The following is a 21,888-nucleotide window of genomic DNA, read 5'->3' as shown; positions in this document are numbered from 1 at the left end:
GCGCGGAAACGGCCGCGCAAGCGGGGAGCGGTCCGTTGCCTCAGCGCTTGGGCCGGAGCAGCGTGCCGGTACAGTTGGGCGCACCGCACAGACACTTCCACAGCTTCTTCAGGCGTGCGGTGTGCGGCACCTCGAGGGTAATGCCGTAGTCGTAGGTGAGTTCCTCGCCCGGCTTGATGTTGCGGGTCGCCTCGATCAGCACCTTGTCGTGGCGCGGATTGCCGTCGGCGCTTTCCTCCACCACCGCGCGGCAGTTGGGCGCGCAGCTGTGGTTGATCCACCGCGCGGTATTGCCCTTGCGGTTGGCGTCGACGATGTAGTCGTCATTGAGCGTGAACAGGAAGGTGTGGCCGGTCTCGCCGCCGTCGCCGTACATGTCGTCGGCCTCGGCGTGGGTCATCAGCGTGCCTTTGTACTGGACGATTTCCTCGCCCTTGCGGATCGGGGCGAGAGCGAACACGCCATTGCCGTGGATGGGAGAGCGGCGGGCGGCGATGCGACGGGTCATGGCATTCGATATAGGTGGGGAACGCACCATGATGCCTGCAGTCCATGTCGGTGGAAACCGTCGAGGAAACTCGTACGGCGGAAACCATCCAGGCTCCCGGCATTGACGCGTACGCCGATACCGGGTCAAGATTCAAACAATCGTTTGAGGAATGGTCACCATGCGATTGCTCCGCTGCCTCGTGCTCCTGGTCCTCGCCGCCGGCCTCGCTGCCTGCGGCCCGCAACGCAAAAGCGTGTTCCCGCCCTCGCTCACCGTGCAGCAGATGCAGGTGCTGCCGAACGGCATGTGGCGGCTCACCGTGCGCATCCAGAACAACAGCTACGGCGGCATGGATTTCAGCGCCATCGAGGGCACGCTGCAGGTGGCCAACGGCATACCGGTGCGCCTGCACGCCGCCTTCGACCTCGATATCCCATCCTTCGCCGGTGACGTGACCACGGTGGACGTGCCGCCCACGCCGGCGATGGGCAAGGCACTCGCCGCCGTGGCCGCGAAAGGCAGCGCCGGCTCGCTGGCCTACGCCATCGGCGGCACGATCCACGCGCAGCCGGACCTGGCCGATCACCCGGACAACAAGAACGCGCAGGACTTCCCGTTCCAGCACAACGATTTCCTGTCGCCGGTGCCGGGCATCGCCAACACTTTCCGCTGATTTCTTCTTTCCGAGAGAACGACCATGACCATCTACAAGGCCCCGCTAGCCGACCAACGCTTCGCCCTGTTCGACCTGCTGGGCGCCGAGGCCATTCTCACGAAGCTGCAAGGCGGCGCAGAGCACGGCCGCGACCTGCTCGACGCGGTGCTGGAAGAAGCCGGCAAGCTCGCCGAACAAGTGCTGGCGCCCACCAATGCATCGGGCGATGCCGAGGGCTGCCACTACGACAAGGCCACCCACGCCGTCACCACGCCGAAAGGCTTCAAAGAGGCGTTCAAGGCCTTCGCCGAAGGCGGCTGGGCCGGCCTCACCGCGCAGGAAAAATTCGGCGGCCAGGCGCTGCCGGGCGTGCTCGGCACCGCCACTACCGAGCTGTTCCAGTCCGGCAACCTGTCGTGGAGCCTGTACCCGCTGCTCTCCGAAGGCGCCTGCCACGCGATGGAACTGCACGGCACCGAGGCCCAGCAGCACACCTACCTGAAGCCCATCGTGGAAGGCCGCTGGACCGGCACGATGTGTCTCACCGAGCCGCAGGCCGGCTCCGACCTCGGCCTGCTGAAGACCCGCGCCGAACCGAACGCCGACGGCAGCTACGCGATCAGCGGCACCAAGATCTTCATCAGCGCCGGCGAACACGACCTCGCCGAGAACATCGTGCACCTGGTGCTGGCGCGCCTGCCCGATGCGCCCGCCGGCAGCCGCGGCATCTCGATGTTCATCGTGCCGAAGTTCAAGGCGAACGCGGATGGCTCGCCGGGCGAACGCAATAAGGCCTACGCCGGTGCCATCGAGCACAAGATGGGCATCAAGGGCTCGGCCACCTGCGTGATGAATTTCGACGGCGCCGAGGGCTACCTGATCGGCCAGCCGCACAAGGGCCTGGCCGCGATGTTCACCATGATGAATGCGGCGCGTCTATCGGTGGGCGTGCAAGGCCTCGCGCTCGCCGAGCGTGCGTACCAGAACAGCTTGAACTATGCGCGCGAGCGCCTGCAGGGCCGCGCGCTGTCCGGCGCGAAACTGCCGGAGAAGCCGGCCGACAATCTGCTGGTGCAGCCCGACGTGCGCCGCATGCTGCTGACCCAGCGCGCCTTCGTGGAAGGCTCGCGCGCGCTGCTGCTGTACACCGCGCTGCAAACCGACATCGAGGCGCGCGGCGCGGATGAAGCACAGCGCCGCCAGGCCAGCGAGCTGGTGGCGTTCCTGATCCCGATCGCGAAAGGCGTGGTCACCGAGCTGGCGCAGGAGTGCACCAAGGAAGCGCTGCAGGTGTACGGCGGCCATGGCTACATCGGCGAGAACGGCATGGAGCAGTTCGTGCGCGACGCACGCATCATCACGCTGTACGAAGGCACCACCGGCATCCAGGCCGCGGACCTGCTGGGCCGGAAAATCCTCCAGCTGCAAGGCGTGGGCGCGAAGCACTTCCTGGGCGAGATCGGCGCGTTCTGCAAAGCGCATGCAGGCGACGCCGCGTTGCGCACGCTGATCGGCCCGCTTGCCGCCGCCGCCAAGGAATGGAGCGAACTCACCTCGGCGCTGGCCCAGCGCGTGCAAGCCAACCCCGAGGAGTTGGGTGCCGCCGCCGTGGACTACCTGTGGTATTCGGGCTACGTCACCCTCGCCTATTTCTGGGCACGCAGCGTGGCCGCCGCCGAAGCGGGCAGCCAGTCCGCCGCGTTCAAGCAGGCCAAGCGCGATACCGCGGCGTTCTACTTCGCGCGCATCCTACCGCGCATCCTGACGCACAAGGCGGCGATCGAGGCCGGCGTGGCGACGCTGCCCGACATCGCCTGAGCACGATCCGCATCCGCGTCGAAGCGAAGCCCGGCACTTGCCGGGCTTCGCGTTTATGGCGGCGTGCGCGCACGGATACCGCAGCGCTCTACATCGACATCGTCGTCGCAACGAAAAACTGAAAAAACTGAACACAAGCGTAGCGATGGGTCATCGATATGCGCGGTTCCGCGCCGACATGGGTTAGGTTCCAAGAGGCAGCACACGACTGGGGGTATCCATGAACGGCCGGCGCCGTCGCTGTCATCCGCAGCGTCGGCACGCACACCAGGAGAGATATCGATGAACATCCGAACCCCACGAATCGCCGTGCTGGCGGCGAGCATTCTGGCCGTCGGCCTGGCGGGCTGCTCGCAGTACGTGAAGAGGGACGAACTCAACGCCGCCGTTCAACAGTTGCAACAGAAGCAGCAGGACCAGCAGCAGCAGATCGACGACATCAAGCAGCAGATGCAGTCGCAGTTCTCCAAGTACGACACGCAGATCACCGCCATGCAGGGCCGCGTCAGCGTGGACACCGTGGCGCACTTCGCCTTCAACAGCGCCGATCTCAGCGACCAGGACAAGCCTGCGCTGCAGAACTTCGCCCAGACCATCAGCAAGTACCACCCGAACGTGCTGATCACCGTGGAAGGCTTCGCCGACCCGGCCGGATCGCATGCCTATAACCGGAAGCTCGGCATGGAACGCGCCAAGGCCGTGCGCGACTTCCTGGTTGCTAGCGGCATCAACGCCGACCAGTTGCGTACCGTGAGCTACGGCTCGGCCGGCAACCGCCAGGTGGTGAAGGGCGCCAGCCACGACCGCGGCGCCGACAACCGCCGCGCCTCGCTGACCGTGGATTCCACCGGCGCCGGCGCCACGGCTTCCGCAGCATCCTGACGCAGCCTCGTCGGGATCCTCCGCACGAGAACGCCCGGCCTGGTCCGGGCGTTTTTCGTCGTGACTTCCGGATCATCCGGACAAGCCGCCCGCGTGGCAGATTGCGCTCCGACCCCGCACCGGAACACCCGATGAAACTGCCTGCCCTGCCCTTCACCGTGACGGATTGGAACACACTGCCCGCCACGCGCCATCCGGGCGAAACCGGCGTCGCCCTGTGGCACACGTTCCAGGCCGGCGAACTGCGCGTGCGACTGGTCGAATACAGTCCGGGCTACCTCGCCGACCACTGGTGCGACCGCGGCCACGTGCTGTACGTGCTCGAAGGCGAGCTGCACAGCGAACTGCGCGACGGCCGCCGCTTCGTGCTCACGCCGGGCATGAGCTACCAGGTCTCCGACTACGGCGACGCGGCGCACCGCTCGTCCACGCCGACGGGCGCGCGCCTGTTCATCGTCGACTGAGCCGCGCCCGATAGGGTCGCCGGCTCAGGGCTGTCGTGCTGCAGGCGTCGGCAGCTTCCCTTCCGCCCGCGCCAGGTGCAACCGCAGGATGCGGCGCAGCTCCAGGATCGCCGCCGGCGTTTCCTGCACGCTGTGCCATGACGGGATCACCACCTCGGACTCGGCGCCGGCCAGGTGCGCGCTGGCGTAGGGCACCACACCGTCGCTGCTCTGTGCCAGCGGCCCGTTCGGCTTGTACAAGCCGATGATCGAGTGGTAGCGCACTGCGGGCGAGATCGGCAGGCTCTCGGTGGCGACGATGAAGGGGTCGGTGTCGCTGAGATTGCCCACGCTGTTGGAAACGTGCAGCGGCGCGCCCTTGCTGCCTTCGTCGCCGAGCAGGTCGGAGATGTTGGCTACTTCCTTGAGCACCCCCAGCGGCAGGCGGATCAGTTCGGCCACCCAACGGGCCAGGGTGTGCCGCGCCATCGCCGTGCCGCGATGCGGCGCGGCGAGGAACACCGCCTCGTCCACCTGCGGCATCGGCGAGAACTGCAGGTAGGGCTGCAGCTGCTGGTGCAACCGCGCGCGCTTCGCGGCGGACAGGTTCCTGCCCTCCGGTATCAGGCTCCACAGCTTGTCGCCGCTGGAGGACACCAGCAGACGCGCGAGCACGCCGCCCATGCTGTGTCCCGCCAGCATCATGTGGTGCGTGGCCCGCGCGGTGCCGGCAGGGTCGAAGTGGTGGATGGTGGCGTCCAGCGCGCGCCGGATCTGCATCAGATTCACTGCGATTGGCGCGTTGGTGGGGTAGTAGACCTGCCACACCTGGTAGTTGTGGCGCAGCTCCTCGTCGCCCAGCAGCTCGTTCGCCACATTCACCCAGGCTTCGGGACTGCTTGCCAGGCCGTGCAGCATCACCACGGTCAGGCGGCCGGGATCGTAAGGCTGCATCAGCAGCACGCGCGGCTCCTTGATGCCGCCCTCGCGCCCCAGCAGCGAGCGGATCGACTGCATGGCGAAACCCGAGCGGGCCAGCCACAGGCCGTAGGGCGCGGTGAAGTTCGCGCCCAGCGGCACGCTGCGGCCGGCGATGGTGACGTCCGCATCGCGGTAAGGATCGCGCGCCAGCAGCTTCACCTGCCGCGTATCCATCACTTCCTCCAGCGTGTGGCCGCCGAACACCAGCACACCGGTCATCGCCACATAGCGCGGCTCGCGCCACGGCGCGGCCGGCGCATCCGCCGCGACCGCCGGCGCCACCGCCACGAAGTCGGTGCCGAAGCCGTCGCGCCGGTAGACGTTGCGCAAGCCCTTGAAGCGCAGCGTCGAAGCGGAAATCAGTTCCGCGGTGGCGGCGCGCGTATGCAAGTCGGTATCCGGCCGTAGCACGGTCCAACCCGCCAGCCCGGTCTGCGTCCAGCCGTTGCTGAGTTTGGGCAACTCCTGGAACCAGCGCCCCACCACGCGTTCCACCGCGTAGTCGTAGAACGCGATCACCTTGGCCTGGCGCTGGTCGAACACGCGCTCGGCGGGCGTGCGCTTCGTGTAGAACAGGTAGGCATAGGCGTAACGCGCGCACTGCAGGTAGGCGTCCAGCGTGGCGTCATCCATCACCGGACCGCGGTCGCCGCGCAGCGCGCGTCCCAGCCACATCTCGGACAGCGCGGAGAGCCGCCGCTCCTCGTCGAGCCCGCTGGCGTGTTCGACGATTTCGGCGCAGCTGCCGAAGGACTTGGTGCACTGCTTCGCGTTCAGCGCCAATACGTTCAGCGCCTGCACGGTGCTGTCGCTGTACTGCTTGCCGCCGATCACGTCGGTGCGCTGTTCGCTGACCACGTCGCCCGGCTTGAGCCGGCTCACGTCCACCATGGCGCAGGCATTGAGGCACAGCAGCAGTACCGCCACGGCGAGCCGCGGCAACCAGCCGTGCCCGATCGGATCACCTTGCATGCCTCGCCCCGCCTCCGCCATGAAGCCCGGGGCGATTGTAGTCACAGCCGGTGACACACCGTTGTCTTCCCGCGCGCATCGCGGCAGGCTGGCGGTATCCGGCACGGCATGGGCGACTGCATGACCAACCTCCTGCGAGCGATGGGACGGGGCCTGGCCCTGCTGCTGGGCGCGCTGCTTGCCTTCGCCTCCGGCACCTGGGGCGCGCTGGCGCTGTGGTATCAACTGCCCGGCGGCGTCGCCATGCGCACCTTGGGCGCTGCGCTGTGGGCCGGCGCGGCGCTGGGCTTGGCCGCCGTGGCGATGCTGCGCCGCGCGTGGTGGCCGCTGGGTGCCTACGTGCTGATGTACGCGCTGCTGCTGACGTGGTGGTCCGCCATCATGCCCCGCAATGACCGCGCCTGGTCCGACGATGTCGCGCGCCTGCTTGGCGGCGAGGTGCACGGCAACGTGGTCACCTTGCACAACGTGCGCGATTTCGTCTGGCGCAGCGACAACGACTACGACGCGCGCTGGGAAACGCAGAGCTACGACCTCGACCACCTGGTCTCCGCCGACGCCGTGCTGTCGCACTGGGGCAGCAAGGCGATCGCCCACGCGATGGTCTCGTTCGGCTTCGACGATGGCCGCCACCTGGTGTTCTCGGTGGAAGTCCGCAAGCGGCGCGGCCAGCAGTTCTCTTCGATCGGCGGCTTCTTCAAGGACTTCGAGGCGATCCTGATCGCCGCGCCGGAAAGCGACCTGATCCGCGTACGCACCAACGTGCGCGGCGAGGACGACTACCTCTATCCGCTGGCGATCAGCCGCGAGACGATGCGTGCGCTGTTCGTGTCCTACGTGCACACCGCGAACCAGCTGGCCGTCCAACCCGCGTTCTACAACACCGTCACCTCGAACTGCAGCACGGTGGTGTATCGCATGGCGCGCCATCTCGACCCCGGCCTGCCGCTGGACCTGCGTCTGCTGCTCACCGGCTACCTGCCCGGCTACCTCTACAAGATCGGCGCACTCGATCACCGCCTCACGCTGGACGAATGGAACGCGCATGCCCGCATCACCGAGCATGCCCGCGCCAGCCGGCCGGACCAGGATTTCTCGCAGGCGATACGCGCGCCGGGAGCGGATTGAGCGCGAACTCTCAAACTACCAGCTCGAAGCGCACCACCCGCTTCTGCGGATCGGCCTCGGCCAGCCGCACCGTTACCTCCTGCCCCAGCGGCAACGGCGCTGCGGAAGTGACGCGCGCCTCGATCGCGGGATCGCGCAGCATCACCACGCCGCTGTGCGCAGCGCCGGCACCAGCACTGGCACTTACATTGCCGTGGCCATTGCCGCGGTCATGCTCCACGCCGTTGGCCTCGACGATGGCGCCCTGGAAGGTGTCGCCCACGCGCGGCGCCAGCAGCACCGCTTCGACCAGGTCGATCACCTGGCGCTCGTAGTGCTTGGCGCGGCGATCCGCCTCGGCCATCAGGTCGGGTAACCCGGGCAGCGCGGCACGCGCCCAGTCCGGCACCGGCTGGTTCGCGCACAGCGCCACGCAGACCTCGCCGACATAGCGATCCACCAGCCGGCGCAGCGGCGCGGTGGCGTGTGCGTATTCCGCTGCCACCGCGGATTGCATCGGCTGCGCCGGCAGCGCGCCGTCGAAGGCCACGTAGCCTGCGCCGCGCAACACGGTGGTGCACGCGGTGAGCATCGCGACGTGGGTGTCCTGTGCGGGATCGAGCGAGCGGATGAAATCGGGGTAGCTCTGCCCGTCCGGCCAGGCGATCGCCAGCGCCTGCGCCGTGCGCTTGAGCCGCGCGATGTCCTGCGGCTGCGGTGGCGGCAGCGTGCGCAGGATGCCCACCTTGCCTTTCACCATCAGCTGCGCCGCCGCCATGCCGGTGAGCAGCGAGATCTGCGCGTTCCAGTCCTCGTCCGGATGATTGGCGCGATACGCCAGTTGCCACTGGCCGTCCACCACGCTGATTTCCTGCTCGGGCAAGGCGAGGCTGACGCCGCCGCGCGCCTGTTCGCGTTGCTGGCGCAGTTCGCCCACTTCGCGCAGCAAGGTCCACAGCGGATCGGCGGTACCGGCATCGAGCTGCTGCTGCACGCCGGCGTAGTCGAGCCGTGCGCGGCTTTTCACCCGGGCGCGGCGCACGTCGATGGCGGCGATCTCGCCGCTGGCATCCAGATCGATCGTCCACAGCAGTGCGGGCCGCAGCTGGTCCGGCAACAGCGAAGCCGCACCTTCGGACAGCTCCGTCGGATGCAAGGGGATGCGCGAATCGGCACCGTACAAGGTCTCGCCGCGGCGGTGCGCTTCCGCATCCACCGCGGCGCCCGGTGCCACGAAGGCGGCCACGTCGGCGATCGCGTAATGCACGCGGTAACCACCGCCATCGCGCCGTTCGAAGTGCAAGGCCTGGTCCAGGTCCATCGAACCGGGCGGATCGATGGTGACCAACGGGATGTCGGTGCGATCGAGATCGGGCAAGCGCGGCTGCGCGGCTGCCTGCCTGGCCTCGGCTTCGACCTCGGGCGGGAACGCCGTCGGCAACTTCATTTCGTTCTGGATCGCGGCGATGCCCTGCGCGAGGGTGGCGTCGTCGCCGGCCTGCAGGCGGATACGGGTGGCGGGCATGCGGTTTCCCGGACGTGGGTGCACGTGGAGCACGAAGCCCGCACTATAGCCGCTGCGCCGACCGGCGCAGCGCACTTTCGCCTCGCGCCGCGACGGTGTAGAACCGGCAGGTCGGGCAAGCAAAGAAACACCTCCCGACGCCCTGCCCACCCCCGCAATCACGACGACCATGAGCAACCCGTCACTGCTGATCCGTCTGGCCGAAGACGACGACGATTTCATCCTGGCCCTGGTGCCGCGCTTCGTGGATTTCCCGCTGCCGACCTGGCGGCGGCGGCACGAATGCATCGAAGGCATCCGCGACGAACTGCTGCGCCACCTGGAGGACCAGCCGGCGAACAGCCATCTGTTCGTGGCCGAGGATGCCGACGGCACGCGGGTGGGCTTCATCCATCTGCAGCGCACCGAGGATTTCTTCACCGGGCGCAGCAACTGCCATATCTCCGACCTCGCGGTGGTGCCTGCGCACGAGGGCCGCGGCGTGGGCCAGGCCTTGCTGGCGCATGCCGAGCAATGGGCGCGCGAGCATCAGTGCCAGCTGGTGACGCTGGCGGTGTTCCCCGGCAACGAGCGCGCGCGCAAGGTGTACGAAGCGGCGGGCTTCGGCGCGGACTTGCTGCGGCTGGCGAAACCGCTGCGCTGAACATGGCACACGAAAGGCCGATGCCGCCCAGTACGGCATCGGCGCGCGATCAGTCCGCGTCGTTGTTGTCCAGCGAGTTTTCCAGCAGCTTGCCGGTCTTCGCGTCCACGCCCACTTCGCGGGTGTCCTTGCCGGCCTTGATGTCGAACGAGTAACGCAGACCGCTGCCGCCGGCTTCCTTTTCCAGCTCCTGCTTGACCACCTTGCCCGGGACTGCCTGCAACGCGATCTTGCGCGCCTGGCTCATGCTGATTTTGGCCTGTGCCGCCAGCTGGGAAGGTGTTTCCGCCTGTACAACGAAGGCGAGGCCGCACAGGGCGAACGACAAGGTGAGAACGACGGACTTGCGCATGGTCTGCTCCTTGGGAGGTGGCGTGGATTGCCGCGCAACGCCTGCATCGCGGGCAATGTGCGCACACTATGCCACGGCACTTAGGTCGTTCTTACGCTCCGGCTAAGCAAAGCCGAGGCTCAGCGGCTGCGGCCGTCGAACGGCACACGCTTGAGCGTGTCCAGCGCCACGTCTTCGAGACAGCGCACGTTGATCGCCGCCATCGGCTTGCCGTCCGGGCCATGGCCCATACCGAACGGTGCGCAACCGCAGTGCGGGCAGAAGCGATGGTCGATCACGTGCTTGTTGAAACGATAGCTCGCCATCTCCGCTTCCGGCATGCGCAGGTGCAAGTGCTCGCGCGGCACGAACCACAGCAGGTAGCCCTTGCGGCTGCAGTGCGAGCAATTGCACTCCATCACCGTATCGAACTCGCCTTCGACCTCGAATGCAATGCGCCCGCAGTGACAACTGCCGTGATGGGACATGGGGGGACTCCGCGATGACGGACGGCAGCTGGAGTATTCCATGAGGCGACCAGGCTTGCAGCGCGGTTTCAGCGGGGCTGCGCACGGAGTGTTCCCTCTCGCCAACCCTCTCCCGCAAGCGGGAGAGGGTGTGAGGGCGCCGGTGGGTCCGCGGCTTCAGCGATCGGTTGCCGGGAGCGACCCGGCGCTCACCGGCGGCGTGCCTTTTGATTGACGCAGCACCGCGTAAATCACCGGCATCACCAGCAGCACCAGCGGCACCTGTACCAGCATGCCGGCGATGATCGCCACCGCCAGCGGCTGCTGCATCTGCGAACCCTGGCCGATGGCCAGCGCCAGCGGCAGCAAGGTGAGAATCGCGGCGATGGTGGACATCAGGATCGGCCGCATGCGGTGGTGGCCGGCATACAGCAGCGCCTCGCGCAACGGCATGCGCCGCTCGGCATCGGTCATCTCAGTGAAATAGAAGATCGCCAGCTCGGTGACGATGCCCACGATCATCGTCATGCCCATCATCGCCGAGATGTTGAGCTCGATGCCGGTGACCCACAGCCCCACGAATACCGCCGCCAGCGCCAGCAGCGGCGCCACCATGATCGCCAGCGCCACGCGGAAGCTCTCGTAGAGAAACAGCAGCAGAGTGAACACCAGCGCGATCGCCGCCAGCATCACGATGCTGAGGTCGTGGAAGGCGATCTGCTGCTGCGCGTACAAGCCGCCCAGCTCGTGGTACATGCCGGCCGGCAGCAGGCCGGGCTTGGCCAATACCTGCTTCACGTCGGCCGCGGTGGAGCCGAGGTCGCGGCCCACGATACGCGCGGTCACCGCCACCATGCGCTTCAGGTTGTCGCGATTGATTTCCGGCTGGCCCTGCACTGCCTGGATCGTGGCGAGTTCGGACAAGGGCACCACATGGCCGTCGGCGGCACGGATCGGCAGCGCCTGCAGCTGCTCCAGCTGCGCGCGCGACACCGGCGGCAACCACACGCGCACGCCGATCATCTTCGGCCCCTGCGGCAGTTGCGCTGCCACGTTGCCGGCTGCCGCGTCGGACACCTGCTGCGCCACCGCCACCGGGTCCAGCCCGAGCAAGCCGGCCTTGACCGGGTCGACATGCACGTCCAGCGCGTCGCCGGCGGGATTGATGCCGTTGCGCACTTCGGCCACGCCGTTGACCTTGGCGATCGCCGCGGCCACGTTCTTGGCGGTGGTATCGAGCTGCGCCTCGTCGTCGCCGTACAGCTTGATCTCGATCGGTTGCGGTACCTCGGTGAGGTCGCCGATCAGGTCTTCCATCAACTGCGCGACGTCGACGTCGAGACCGGGCACCTGCGCCGCGATCTGCTGGCGGATCTGCTCCATCACGTCGGCGGTGGAAGGCCGCGAGCCGTTCTTCAGGCGCACGAAGAAGTCGCCGGTGTTCGCCTCGGTGAGGCCACCGCCCAGCTGCAGGCCGGTGCGCCGCGAGTAGGTATCCACGTAGGGATTGGCGCGGATGATCTTTTCGGCCTGCTGCAGCAGGCGATCCGTCTCGTCCAGCGAGGTGCCGGGCGGCGAAAGGTAATCGAGCGTGAAGCCGCCTTCGTCCATCTTCGGCATGAAGCCGCTGCCCACCTGCCCGTACGCCAGCACGCCGGCCAGCAACAGCGGAACCACGCCGACCAGCACCAGCACAGGCCGCTGCAGCAGGCGCCCCAGCGTACGCTCGTAGCCCGCCAGCAGGCGCTGCGAAACGCGGCCCGGCGGATGCTCCACGGCATGGCGCTCGTCGATCAGCCACTCGGCCAGCAGCGGCACCGCCACCCAGGTCAGCAGATAGGAGATCACCAGCGCGCTGGCCATGGTCAGCGACAACGCCTTGAAGAACGCGCCGGTGACGCCGGTGAGGAAGGCCAGCGGCAGGAAGATCACCACCGTGGCCGCGCTGGAGCCGGTGAGCGGGCGGGTGAATTCCCAAGCCGCACCCGCGATGCGCTCACTGACTTTGGACGGCGTGTTCGGCCCGGTGCCGCCGTGCAGCCGGCGCATGATGTGCTCCAGCATCACGATCACGTCGTCGATCAACAGACCCACCGCGGCGGCCATGCCGCCCAGCGTCATCATGTTGAAGCTCATGTGCAGCAGGTCGAGCAGCAGCACGGTGATGGCCAGCGTGGCCGGCACCACGATCAACGCCACCAGAATCACGCGGGCGTTGCGCAGGAACACGAACAGCACCAGCCCCGCCAGCACGATGCCGATCAGGATCGCATCGCGCACGCTGCCGGCGGCGCCCAGCACCAGCTGGGTCTGGTCGTACCAGTTGGCGATGTGCAAGCCCTTCGGCGCCTGCCGCTGGTAGTCGGCCAGGCGCTGCTTCACGTCACGGGCGATCTGCACGCTGTTACCGTCGGGCTGCTGGAACACCTGCATCAGGACGGCGTCTCGGCCATCAGCGGTGGTACGCACCCACTGCGGCTGGTGGCTCATGCCCACCGTGGCCACATCCCTGAGGCGCAGCACGCCGTGCGCGTCGGCACGCAGCACGATATCGCCCAGTGCCGTGGCGCTGGCTGGCTGGTTGTTGGCCAGCAGTAGATAGAGCTTGTAGTGATCCTGCAGCCGGCCCATCGACTGGATGGTGGCGGCGCTGGCCACCGCATGCTCGAGATCGGCCAATGTCAGGCCCTGCGCGCGCAGCCTGGCCGCATCCGCGTCCACGTGGAACTCGGCCACGTCGCCGCCTTGCACGTCCACCTGGGCCACGCCGGTCACGCCGGACAGCAGCGGGCGCAGCTGGAACTCGGCGATATCGTGCAGTTCGGCAGGCGTGAGCGTGTCGGAACGCAGGCTGTAGGCGAGGATCGGGAACACCGTCGGATCGAGCCGGATCGCCTCCACGTCCAGACCAGGCGGAAGGCTCGGCAAGGTCTCGCCGATCGCGGCGTCGACGTCGAGCAGGGCGCGCCCCATGTCCGCGCCCCAGTCGAAGCCGATATTGATCTCGGCGCTGCCGCGGCTGGTGGTGGAACGCACCTCGCGCACGCCGCGCACGCGGCGGATCGCCTCCTCCACCGGCCGGGTCACGCTCACCACCATCTGGGCGGCAGGCTGGTCGCCGGCATCCAGCGTCACCCGCACGCGCGGGAACGAGACATTGGGGAACAGCGAGACCGGCAGGTTGAACGCGCCGGCGATGCCGCCGATGGCGAGGATGAGCGCGAGGAACAGCAGCGAACGCCGGTGCCGATGCATCCACTGGGTGATCGTCATCGGTACGGCCGTCACGGCTTCGGCTCGCTGCCGGCCGCGCTGTCGCCCTGGCGCACGGCGGCGCCGTCGTCCACTTCGTAGGCGCCTTGCACGATCACCGGCAGTTTCGCGTCGAGCTTGCCGAGCACACCCACGGTGTCACCGGCCGGCTGGCGCAGCGTGACTTCCACGCGATGCGCCTTGTCGTGGTCGGCCTGGTACAGGTAGTCGCCTTGCTCGTCATGCAGCACGGCGGCGCGCGGCACCGCCCAGGCGGTGTAGTTGCCGCTCTGGATGCTGGCCTGCAGTGCGGCACCGGCGGCCAATTCCGCGTCGGCCTCTGCGGGGAGTTGCGCCTGCACCGGCAGCAGGTGGGTTTGCGGATCGATCGCGCGCCCCACCATCACCAGCTTGCCGTCGAAGGCCTTGCCGTCGCCGTACACGCCGTGCATGGACACCGGCAAGCCCACGCGCAGCTGCGCGCCGGCATCCGGCTGCACGCCCAGTTCGGCGATCAACGCGTGCGCAGGCATGAAACCGAGCAGCGGCGCGTTGGCAGCGAAGCGGTCGCCCAGTGCCACCGACAAGACGGTGACCACGCCGTCGTCCGGCGCGGCCACGGTTTCCTGTGCCGCGCCGCCGCCTAGCGCACGCTGCGCCGCCAGCGTGGCCTGCGCATCGGCCAGTGCCTTGCGCGCCGCGGCCAGTTGCGAGGCGGTGGCCAGGTGTTGCGCGGCCAGCTGTTCGGTGCGCTTGAGTTCCCCGTCGGCCAGGGTCAGCGCGCTCTGTGCCTGCTGGTACGCGCTATGCGCCGTCGGATCGGGCGCCACGAGCAGCAGCGGCTGGCCGCGCCTGACCGTCTGGCCCGCGCTCACTTGCAGCGCGACCACCTGGCCGCCGTGCGCGAAGCTGATCGCCCGCGCGCGATGCGGATCGGCCACCGCGCTGCCCCAGGCCGCCACGTTGTCGTGGAAGCTGCGTTGCACCGGCATCGCGGTGGTGACCAACGCCACGCCCTTGGCGTCGTCGGCATGATCATCGTCGTCGCCGCCCTTGGCGCAGGCGGCCAGCAGCAAGGCCGTGAAGGCCAGCGCGGCGCAGCGCGCAAGCAAGTTTCGTTTCATCGTTTGGACATCCGTTGCATGACGAAATCCGTGCGGCCCAGCAAGGCCTCCAGCGCGATCGCCGCAGTGGCCCGCGCCTGCCGCAGCGTGAGCAGGTCGCTGTCGGCGGCCAGCGCATTGGCGCGGATCGAGAGATAGGTGGGCCAATCGAGTAGGCCTTTATTCCAGGCCTGTTCGGCAGCGTCGCGCGCCGCATCGAGCCGTTGCGCGTGCGCGACCTGGGTCGCCTGCCGGGCATCCAGCGTCTGCAAGTCGGCCGCGAGGCGCTGCATGTCGTTGCGCGTGGCCAGCAGGCGCGCCTCGTAGTCGTCCTTCAGCTGCTGGCGGGTGGCCTTCTCGATCGCGATATTGCCGCGGTTGCGGTCGAACAGCGGCAGCGTGATGCCGATGGTGAAGCCGCTGGACTTGATGCCGGTATTGTCGCGTGCATGGTCCAGGCCAAGGGTGATCGCCGGGAACTGCGCGAGGATGGCGCCGCGCAGTTGCGCCTCCTGCGCGCGGTAGCCCGCCTGCAGCGCCAGCAAGTCGGGACGGCGACGCGGCAGGTCGGCCAGCGCCGCCTGCAGTTGGGTGACGTCGGGATCGACCTGGTACGGCGCGCCTACCAGGTCCAGCGGCGCGGTGGGCGCCAGGCCCAGCAGCTGGCGCAGGTCGCTTTCGGCCTGGTGCAAGGCCACCGCGTTGTCGGCCGCGCGCTGGCGCGCATCGGCCATCGCGTTGAGTCCGGCGCTGGCGCCGTCGTAACTGAGGTTGCCCGCGTGCAGCGCCGCCTGCACCGCCTGGTCCACCGGCGCCAGCGCGCGCAGCTCGGCGTCCAGCCCGACCTGTTGCGCGCGCAGGCTCTGTACCTGTTCGAACAGCAGCCGCGCCTGCGCGATGGTCTGCCACTCCGCCCACAGCAGGTCGAGGTTCACCTGTTCGGCCTGCGCGTTCGCCGCACGCTTGCGCGTGGAACGCAGCAGCAAGGCGCTCACGTCCGCGCTGATGCCGAGGTTGTAGGCCGTGGTGGAGCCGTCGCTGGAGTGCTGCGGGAAATCCTCGCCGAAACTCAGCTGCGGATCGGGCAGCAGGCCTGCGGCGAAAGCCTGCGCGCGCGCGACGCCCAGCGCATCGCGCTGCACCTTGAGGTCGGGACTGTTCGCCACGGCCAGCATCGCCACCTCGGTGACATCCAGGCCGTCGGCGGGATCGAAGCGGTGGCTCGCCAGTTCCGGCAGCGGCATTGTGCTGGCCGGCACGCTCAGCCGTTCGGCGCTGGCGGCGCCTTCGCCATGGCCAAGCGGCAAGGCGTGGTAGGTGGCGCAACCGCACAGCAGCGTTGCCGCGGCAAGCAGGCTGGCGCGAAGGGATGGGCGCAGGCACGCATGAAGGATCATCCTCACAGCTTGGCGGGGGGCGCTTAGGCCTTTCTTATCGTGGCGGCTCCGGGCTCATGACGACACGGGGTTGCGTCGCGGTAAGCTGGGGCGGCTGCTTCCATCCAGGGGTCCGACCACCATGCCTTCGCGCCGCCTCGCCACGGGACTCAAGCCCGCGCTGCTCGCCTTCCTGCTCGCCGCCAGCGGCGCCCTGCCGGCCACGGACGCGCCGCAGGCCAAATATCCCGGCTATCCCAGCGAGACGCCGGCCAGCTTCAAGCCGGCCAGCGGCAGCTTCGACTACGTCGAGCGCGACGTGATGATCCCGATGCGCGACGGCGTGAAGCTCAACACGGTGATCCTGGTTCCCAGGGGCGCGAAGCATGCCGGCATCGTGCTCACGCGCACGCCTTACGACGCCCACCAGCTCACCCACAATGCCATGAGCGGCCACCTCGAACCGCTGCTGCAGGGTTACGACAACGCCGCCGACGTGATCGTGGAGGACGGCTACATCCGGGTGATCCAGGACATCCGCGGCAAGTACGGCTCCGAAGGCGACTACGTGATGAACCGGCCGGTGCACGGCCCGCTCAACCCCACGCCGGTGGACGACGCCACCGATACATACGACACCATCGACTGGCTGGTGCAGCACATCCCGGAGACGAACGGTCGCGTCGCCACCATCGGCATCTCCTACGACGGCTTCGAGCCGCTGATGTCGCTGGTGCATCCGCACCCCGCCCTGAAAGCCGCGGTGCCGATGAACCCGATGGTGGACGGATGGATGGGCGACGACTGGTTTCACCACGGCGCTTTCCGCGAACAGAACTTGAGCTACATCTACGAGCAGGAAGCCACCCGCGACAACACCGCCAAGTGGTGGACCAGCTTCCACGACGAGTACGACTTGTTCATGCACTACGGCTCGGCCGGCGCGATGGGCGAGGCCTACGGCATGCAGCAGCTCGGCTTCTGGAACAAGATCCTTGCCCACCCCGCCTACGACGCGTTCTGGCAGCAGCAGGCGATGGACAAGCTGCTCGCCGCGCAGCCGCTCACCGTGCCGGTGATGCTGGTGCACAGCCTGTGGGACCAGGAAGACATCTACGGCGACCTGGCCGTGTACCGCGCGATCAAGCCGAAGGACACCACCGGCAGCATGGTGAAGCTGGTGATGGGCCCGTGGCACCACGGCCAGGAGATCGAGGAAGGCAGCTCGCTGGGCGCGGTCCGCTTCGGCAGCGACACCGCGAAATACTTCCGCCAGCACATCCTGCGTCCGTTCCTGGCGCAACACCTCAAGGACGGCGCGCCGAAGGCGGACCTCGCCCCGGTCACTGCCTTCCAGACCGGCACCAACCAGTGGCAGCGACTGGACCGCTGGCCGTTGTCCTGCGACGGCAACTGCCCCGGCAAGAGCCGCGCACTGTACCTGCAAGCCGGCATGCGGCTCGGCTTCGACGCGCCCGCGAACGGCAACGCTTATGACGAGTATGTCTCCGATCCCGCGCATCCGGTGCCGTTCCGCGCGCGGCCGATCCAGCCGGTCGGCTATGACAACGGCCTCACCTGGTCCGAATGGCTGGTGGACGACCAGCGCGAGGCGTCCGGTCGCACCGATGTGCTCAGCTACGAAACGGCGCCGCTGGATCGGCCGCTCACCATCGCCGGCGTGCCCGAGGTGCACCTGGTCGCCTCCACCAGCGGCAGCGACAGCGACTGGGTGGTGAAGCTGATCGACGTCTACCCCGACCAGGTGGCCGAGCAGCCGGCGATGGGCGGCTACCAGCTCGCGGTGGCGATGGACATCTTCCGCGGCCGCTACCGCAGCGGCTACGACAAACCCGAAGCCATCGCCGCCAACCAGCCGCTGGCCTATCGCTTCGACCTGCCCGCCGCCAACCACGTGTTCCTGCCCGGCCACCGCATCATGGTACAGGTGCAGTCGAGCTGGTTCCCGCTGTACGACCGCAATCCGCAGACCTTCGTGCCCAACATCTTCCTGGCCAGTCCGGCGGATTACGTGAAGGCTACCCAGCGCGTCTACCACGCGCCGGACCAGGCCAGCTATATCGCGTTGCCGGTGGTGGCGCACTGATCCCGTCTAGCGCCGCCCATGGAAAAGTGCGGCCATGGATGGCCGCCCGTTCGATCTTCGCGATCAAGGACGATCGCAAAAAAAACGCCGCGACGGAGACCGTCGCGGCGCCTGTCGAAGCGATGCCCGGAGCATCGCCTCATCGATGCCTCAGTTCCTGGAAGCGCCCGCCTCGCTGTCCTCGCGCTCGCCCAGGCGCTGGCCCAGACGGTCGATGTTGTTCATCGACATCAGGTGCGCATAGACCCAGCCGAGGATGCCTTCGCGGAGGAACTCGTGGGTGGTCTTTTCGTCGAGCTGGCGCAGCTTCTCTTCGTTGACCACGAACAAGCCGTTGAGGTTGATCACGTGGCCTTCCGGGTTGTCCGGCGAGCCCTTGCGCAGGCTCATGTTGCGCGGTTCAAGCAGGTTGTGCTTGCGCAGCTGCTCCACGAACCAGCGGGTGCGCGTCACGTGCTGCTGGAACTCGCCGAGGAAGCCCACGGCGCGGGTCAGCACTTCGGTGTCGCTGCCGTCTTCGTTGAAGAGGCGGTCGCCCTCGGTGGTGTTGAAACCCTCGTAGCCTTCGTCGAGGAACACGGCGAAGTCGTCGCCTTCCTGCCCGGCCGGCTTCTCGGCCAGCACGAACGGGTAGCGGCGCACAAAGGCGGGGATGTAGACGTTCGGCGCCCACTGGCCGTTGGCGTCGACGAACAGGTTCTCGCTCTGGCGCAGGCCCAGCAGCGCCACCGGACCGGCGTCGCTGAGGTCGTTGCCGGCGAACACGATCGGCAAGTCGCGCGCGGCCAGACCGAACTCCACGCCCGTCAGCGGCACCGAATGAGCATCCAGCGCGAACTTCATGTTCGGGATCGGCTTCAGGCGCAGATCCTTGTGTTCGTTGCGATTGAGCGGCACCGGGCGCTCGTAGAAGATCACTTCAGCCACGTTTTTACCTCTGCCCCGCCGTGCCGGGGTTGCCACTAGCGGCTTCCCCTCCCAAACCCGGCGTCGGGTCTACAGATGAACGATCACTATATCAGCGCCCGGGCCCGTCCGCGAATCCCCGGACCCGGGACCTATCTGCTTGACCGCAAAGCTTTTCGCATGCGTTTTGCCACAAAAGTGTTCTATGCTGCGGTGCATCCGGGCGCCGCTGCACCGCTCTTTCTGATGAGGAAGGACGAACCGCATGCTGATGGAAGTCACGAACCGGGCCGACCTCTGTTCGACCCGCGTGCTGTCACTGGACGCCGCCGGCCGCATCCTGGACTGGATCAGCTGGCAGGACGCCGTGTGCCTCTATGTGCGCGGCGCGGTGGCCTGGACGCTGGGCGATCCCTGCCTCACCGTGCACGGCGGCCACAACCGTGCGCTCGGCGCGCAGAGCCAGCTTGAGCTGCACCCCATCGTGGCCAGCACCGGCCACTGCCACGAGCATGCGATCGACCCCGCCCCCGCGCTCACCAACAGCGCGCTGTTCGCCCGCGACCGCCACCTGTGCCTGTACTGCGGCGAGCACTTCAACCGCGGCGAACTGACCCGCGACCACGTGCAGCCGGTGTCCAAAGGCGGCCGCGACGAGTGGGAGAACGTGGTCAGCGCCTGTCTCGCCTGCAATCTCAGGAAGGGCAGCCGCACCCCGCAGCAGGCGCACATGCCGCTGCTGGCCGTGCCCTATCGCCCCAGCTGGGTCGAGCACCTGATCCTGTCCAACCGCAACATCCTGGCCGACCAGATGGAATTCCTGGTCAGCCACCTGCCGCGCGACCGGCGCCAGGCGATGAGCTGAACCTGTCATACCCCGGCCAGCCCGGCGCCCTTGCCCCGCCCCGCCGCTGGTTCAACAATAGGCGGATGAAAGATCCTGCACGCTACCCCCACCTGGCGGCCATCGAGGCGCCGGCCGACCTGCGCCGCGTTCCCGACGAGGAGCTGCCCGCCGTCGCGGACGAGCTGCGCCAGTACCTGATCGAGGCGGTGGCCAGTTCCGGCGGCCACTTCGGGGCGGGTCTGGGCGTGGTGGAACTCACCGTGGCGCTGCACCACGTATTCGACACGCCCACCGATCGACTGGTATGGGACGTGGGCCACCAGTGCTACCCGCACAAGATTCTCACCGGCCGCCGCGAACGCATCACCACGATCAAGAAGAAGGACGGCCTAGCCCCGTTCCCGCGCCGCGAGGAAAGCGAATACGACACCTTCGGCGTGGGCCATTCGTCCACCTCGATCTCGGCCGCGCTGGGTATGGCGATCGCCGCGCAGCGCAAGGGCGATCCGCGCAAGGTCGTGGCGGTGATCGGCGACGGCGCGATGACCGCCGGCATGGCGTTCGAGGCGCTGAACCACGGCGGCGACGTCGAGCCGAACATGCTGGTGGTGTTCAACGACAACGGCATGTCGATCAGCGAGAACGTGGGCGCGATGACCAAGATCATGTCGCGCGCGCTGGCCAGCCGCCGGCTCAACGCCATGCGCGAACGCGCCAAGCGTGCGATCCCCAAGCAGTCCTTCGCCGGCCGTTTCTTCAAGCGCTGGGAGGAACACGCCAAGGGCATGTTCGTGCCCTCCACGCTGTTCGAGGAGCTGGGCTTCCACTACACCGGCCCGATCGACGGCCACAACATCCCGCAGCTGCTGGCCGCGCTGCGCACGGTGAAGAACCTGCCCGGCCCGCAGCTGCTGCACGTGGTCACCACCAAGGGCAAGGGCTACGCCCCGGCCGAGCAGGCGCAGATCGAGTACCACGCGGTCGGCCCGTTCGATCCCGAGGCCGGCCTGGCGAAGAAGGCCTCGCCCGCCAAGCCCACCTACACCGACATCTTCAGCGACTGGCTGTGCGACCAGGCCGCCGCCGACGGGCGCCTGCTCGGCATCACGCCCGCGATGCGCGAAGGCTCCGGCCTGGTGCGCTTCTCCAAGGAATATCCCGAGCGCTACTTCGACGTGGCGATCGCCGAGCAGCACGCGGTGACGCTGGCCGCGGGCATGGCCTGCGAAGGCGCCAAGCCGGTGGTGGCGATCTACTCCACCTTCTTGCAGCGCGCCTATGACCAGGCGATCCACGACGTGGCGCTGCAGAACCTCGACGTCACCTTCGCGATCGACCGCGCCGGCGTGGTTGGCCCGGATGGCGCCACCCACGCGGGCAGCTTCGATCTCAGCTTCCTGCGCTGCCTGCCGAACATGGTGATCATGGCGCCGGCCGACGAAAACGAATGCCGGCAGATGCTCAGCACCGGCTTCCAGTACGCCGGTCCCGCCGCGGTCCGCTACCCGCGCGGCACCGGCCCCGGCATTGCCATCCGGCCGGAACTCGACACCTTGCCGATCGGCAAGGCCGAACTGCGCCGCCGCGGCCGCGGCCTCGCCCTGCTCAGCTTCGGCGCGATGCTGGCGCCTGCCGGGGTGATCGCCGGCGAGCTCGACGCCAGCCTGGTCAACATGCGCTTCGTGAAGCCGCTGGACGAGGCGCTGATCGTGGAACTGGCGAAGACCCACGACGCCTTCGTCACCCTGGAAGACAATGCGATCGCCGGTGGCGCCGGTTCCGCCGTGGCGGAGTGCCTCGCTGCGCACGGCATCGTGAAGCCGATCCTGCACCTGGGTCTACCCGACGCCTACCTCGAACACGGCAGCCGCGAGGAAGTGCTCTCGATGGCCGGCCTCGACCTGCCCGGCATCCGCCGCGCGATCCACGCGCGCTTCCCGCAACTGGCCGGCAGCAACATCGCCAGCGCGGGCTGAGCCGATG

General features: G+C 68.0%; 18 protein-coding genes. 9 read left to right on the top strand and 9 right to left on the bottom strand.

Annotated elements, in window-relative coordinates:
* Positions 1-40: 40 nt before the first annotated feature.
* Entirely contained in the window at positions 41-508 is a 468-nt protein-coding gene (locus tag ISP14_RS04110) for an SET domain-containing protein (RefSeq protein ID WP_404536460.1), read from the bottom strand.
* 160 nt (positions 509-668) lie between these two features.
* Between ISP14_RS04110 and ISP14_RS04105 the strand changes: the two genes are divergently transcribed.
* The 4 genes from ISP14_RS04105 (at position 669) to ISP14_RS04090 (ending at position 4,309) form a co-directional block, all read left to right on the top strand.
* Positions 669-1,163: a hypothetical protein gene (locus tag ISP14_RS04105; RefSeq protein ID WP_404536459.1), complete on the top strand. Its 495-nt coding sequence runs from the start codon at positions 669-671 to the stop codon at positions 1,161-1,163.
* Between the two features lie 24 nt (positions 1,164-1,187).
* Entirely contained in the window at positions 1,188-2,963 is a 1,776-nt protein-coding gene (locus ISP14_RS04100; RefSeq protein WP_404536458.1) for an acyl-CoA dehydrogenase C-terminal domain-containing protein, read from the top strand.
* A gap of 282 nt (positions 2,964-3,245) precedes the next feature.
* Positions 3,246-3,845, top strand: coding sequence for an OmpA family protein (locus ISP14_RS04095; protein WP_404536457.1), 600 nt, complete (start codon positions 3,246-3,248; stop codon positions 3,843-3,845).
* 131 nt (positions 3,846-3,976) lie between these two features.
* Entirely contained in the window at positions 3,977-4,309 is a 333-nt protein-coding gene (locus ISP14_RS04090; protein WP_404536456.1) for a DHCW motif cupin fold protein, read from the top strand.
* Positions 4,310-4,333: 24 nt separating this feature from the next.
* On the opposite strand, the gene ISP14_RS04085 is transcribed toward ISP14_RS04090, so the two are convergent.
* On the bottom strand, positions 4,334-6,241 hold the full coding sequence (locus tag ISP14_RS04085; RefSeq protein ID WP_404536455.1) for an esterase/lipase family protein: 1,908 nt from the start codon (positions 6,239-6,241) through the stop codon (positions 4,334-4,336).
* A gap of 120 nt (positions 6,242-6,361) precedes the next feature.
* Between ISP14_RS04085 and ISP14_RS04080 the strand changes: the two genes are divergently transcribed.
* A complete protein-coding gene (locus ISP14_RS04080; RefSeq protein WP_404536453.1) occupies positions 6,362-7,369 on the top strand; it encodes an Lnb N-terminal periplasmic domain-containing protein in 1,008 nt (335 codons plus the stop codon).
* 10 nt (positions 7,370-7,379) lie between these two features.
* Here the strand turns inward: ISP14_RS04080 and ISP14_RS04075 are convergent, their stop codons facing one another.
* Complete coding sequence (locus ISP14_RS04075; protein ID WP_404536452.1) at positions 7,380-8,873, bottom strand: RNB domain-containing ribonuclease; 1,494 nt, start codon at positions 8,871-8,873, stop codon at positions 7,380-7,382.
* Positions 8,874-9,042: 169 nt separating this feature from the next.
* Here ISP14_RS04075 and ISP14_RS04070 point away from each other — a divergent pair, with 169 nt between their 5' ends.
* Complete coding sequence (locus ISP14_RS04070) at positions 9,043-9,516, top strand: GNAT family N-acetyltransferase (protein ID WP_404536451.1); 474 nt, start codon at positions 9,043-9,045, stop codon at positions 9,514-9,516.
* A 49-nt stretch (positions 9,517-9,565) separates the two neighbouring features.
* Here the strand turns inward: ISP14_RS04070 and ISP14_RS04065 are convergent, their stop codons facing one another.
* From ISP14_RS04065 to ISP14_RS04045, 5 genes are all read right to left on the bottom strand, one after another.
* On the bottom strand, positions 9,566-9,868 hold the full coding sequence (locus ISP14_RS04065) for a PepSY domain-containing protein (protein ID WP_404536449.1): 303 nt from the start codon (positions 9,866-9,868) through the stop codon (positions 9,566-9,568).
* Between the two features lie 119 nt (positions 9,869-9,987).
* Positions 9,988-10,335: a GFA family protein gene (locus tag ISP14_RS04060; RefSeq protein ID WP_404536448.1), complete on the bottom strand. Its 348-nt coding sequence runs from the start codon at positions 10,333-10,335 to the stop codon at positions 9,988-9,990.
* Between the two features lie 156 nt (positions 10,336-10,491).
* A complete protein-coding gene (locus ISP14_RS04055) occupies positions 10,492-13,587 on the bottom strand; it encodes an efflux RND transporter permease subunit (protein ID WP_404537128.1) in 3,096 nt (1,031 codons plus the stop codon).
* Between the two features lie 11 nt (positions 13,588-13,598).
* Entirely contained in the window at positions 13,599-14,690 is a 1,092-nt protein-coding gene (locus ISP14_RS04050) for an efflux RND transporter periplasmic adaptor subunit (RefSeq protein WP_404536447.1), read from the bottom strand.
* Positions 14,687-16,066, bottom strand: a complete 1,380-nt coding sequence (locus ISP14_RS04045; RefSeq protein ID WP_404536446.1) for a TolC family protein — start codon at positions 16,064-16,066, stop codon at positions 14,687-14,689. The genes ISP14_RS04050 and ISP14_RS04045 overlap by 4 nt, the downstream gene beginning before the upstream one ends.
* Positions 16,067-16,187: 121 nt before the next feature.
* On the opposite strand from ISP14_RS04045, the gene ISP14_RS04040 reads away from it, so the two are divergent.
* Positions 16,188-18,152: a CocE/NonD family hydrolase gene (locus ISP14_RS04040; RefSeq protein WP_404536445.1), complete on the top strand. Its 1,965-nt coding sequence runs from the start codon at positions 16,188-16,190 to the stop codon at positions 18,150-18,152.
* 150 nt (positions 18,153-18,302) lie between these two features.
* On the opposite strand, the gene ISP14_RS04035 is transcribed toward ISP14_RS04040, so the two are convergent.
* Positions 18,303-19,079, bottom strand: coding sequence for a SapC family protein (locus tag ISP14_RS04035; protein WP_404536444.1), 777 nt, complete (start codon positions 19,077-19,079; stop codon positions 18,303-18,305).
* Between the two features lie 244 nt (positions 19,080-19,323).
* Here ISP14_RS04035 and ISP14_RS04030 point away from each other — a divergent pair, with 244 nt between their 5' ends.
* Complete coding sequence (locus tag ISP14_RS04030; RefSeq protein ID WP_404536443.1) at positions 19,324-19,923, top strand: HNH endonuclease; 600 nt, start codon at positions 19,324-19,326, stop codon at positions 19,921-19,923.
* 65 nt (positions 19,924-19,988) lie between these two features.
* Positions 19,989-21,881 (top strand): 1-deoxy-D-xylulose-5-phosphate synthase, encoded by a 1,893-nt coding sequence (gene dxs / locus ISP14_RS04025; protein ID WP_404536441.1) that lies wholly within the window; start codon positions 19,989-19,991, stop codon positions 21,879-21,881.
* The last annotated feature ends 7 nt before the right edge of the window (positions 21,882-21,888 follow it).

This window comes from Dyella agri (genome assembly GCF_044904705.1).
Classification (GTDB): domain Bacteria; phylum Pseudomonadota; class Gammaproteobacteria; order Xanthomonadales; family Rhodanobacteraceae; genus Rhodanobacter_A; species Rhodanobacter_A agri.
The sequence above is the reverse complement of the archived record's forward strand: the minus strand, read 5'-3'. Positions and strand labels throughout refer to the sequence as shown.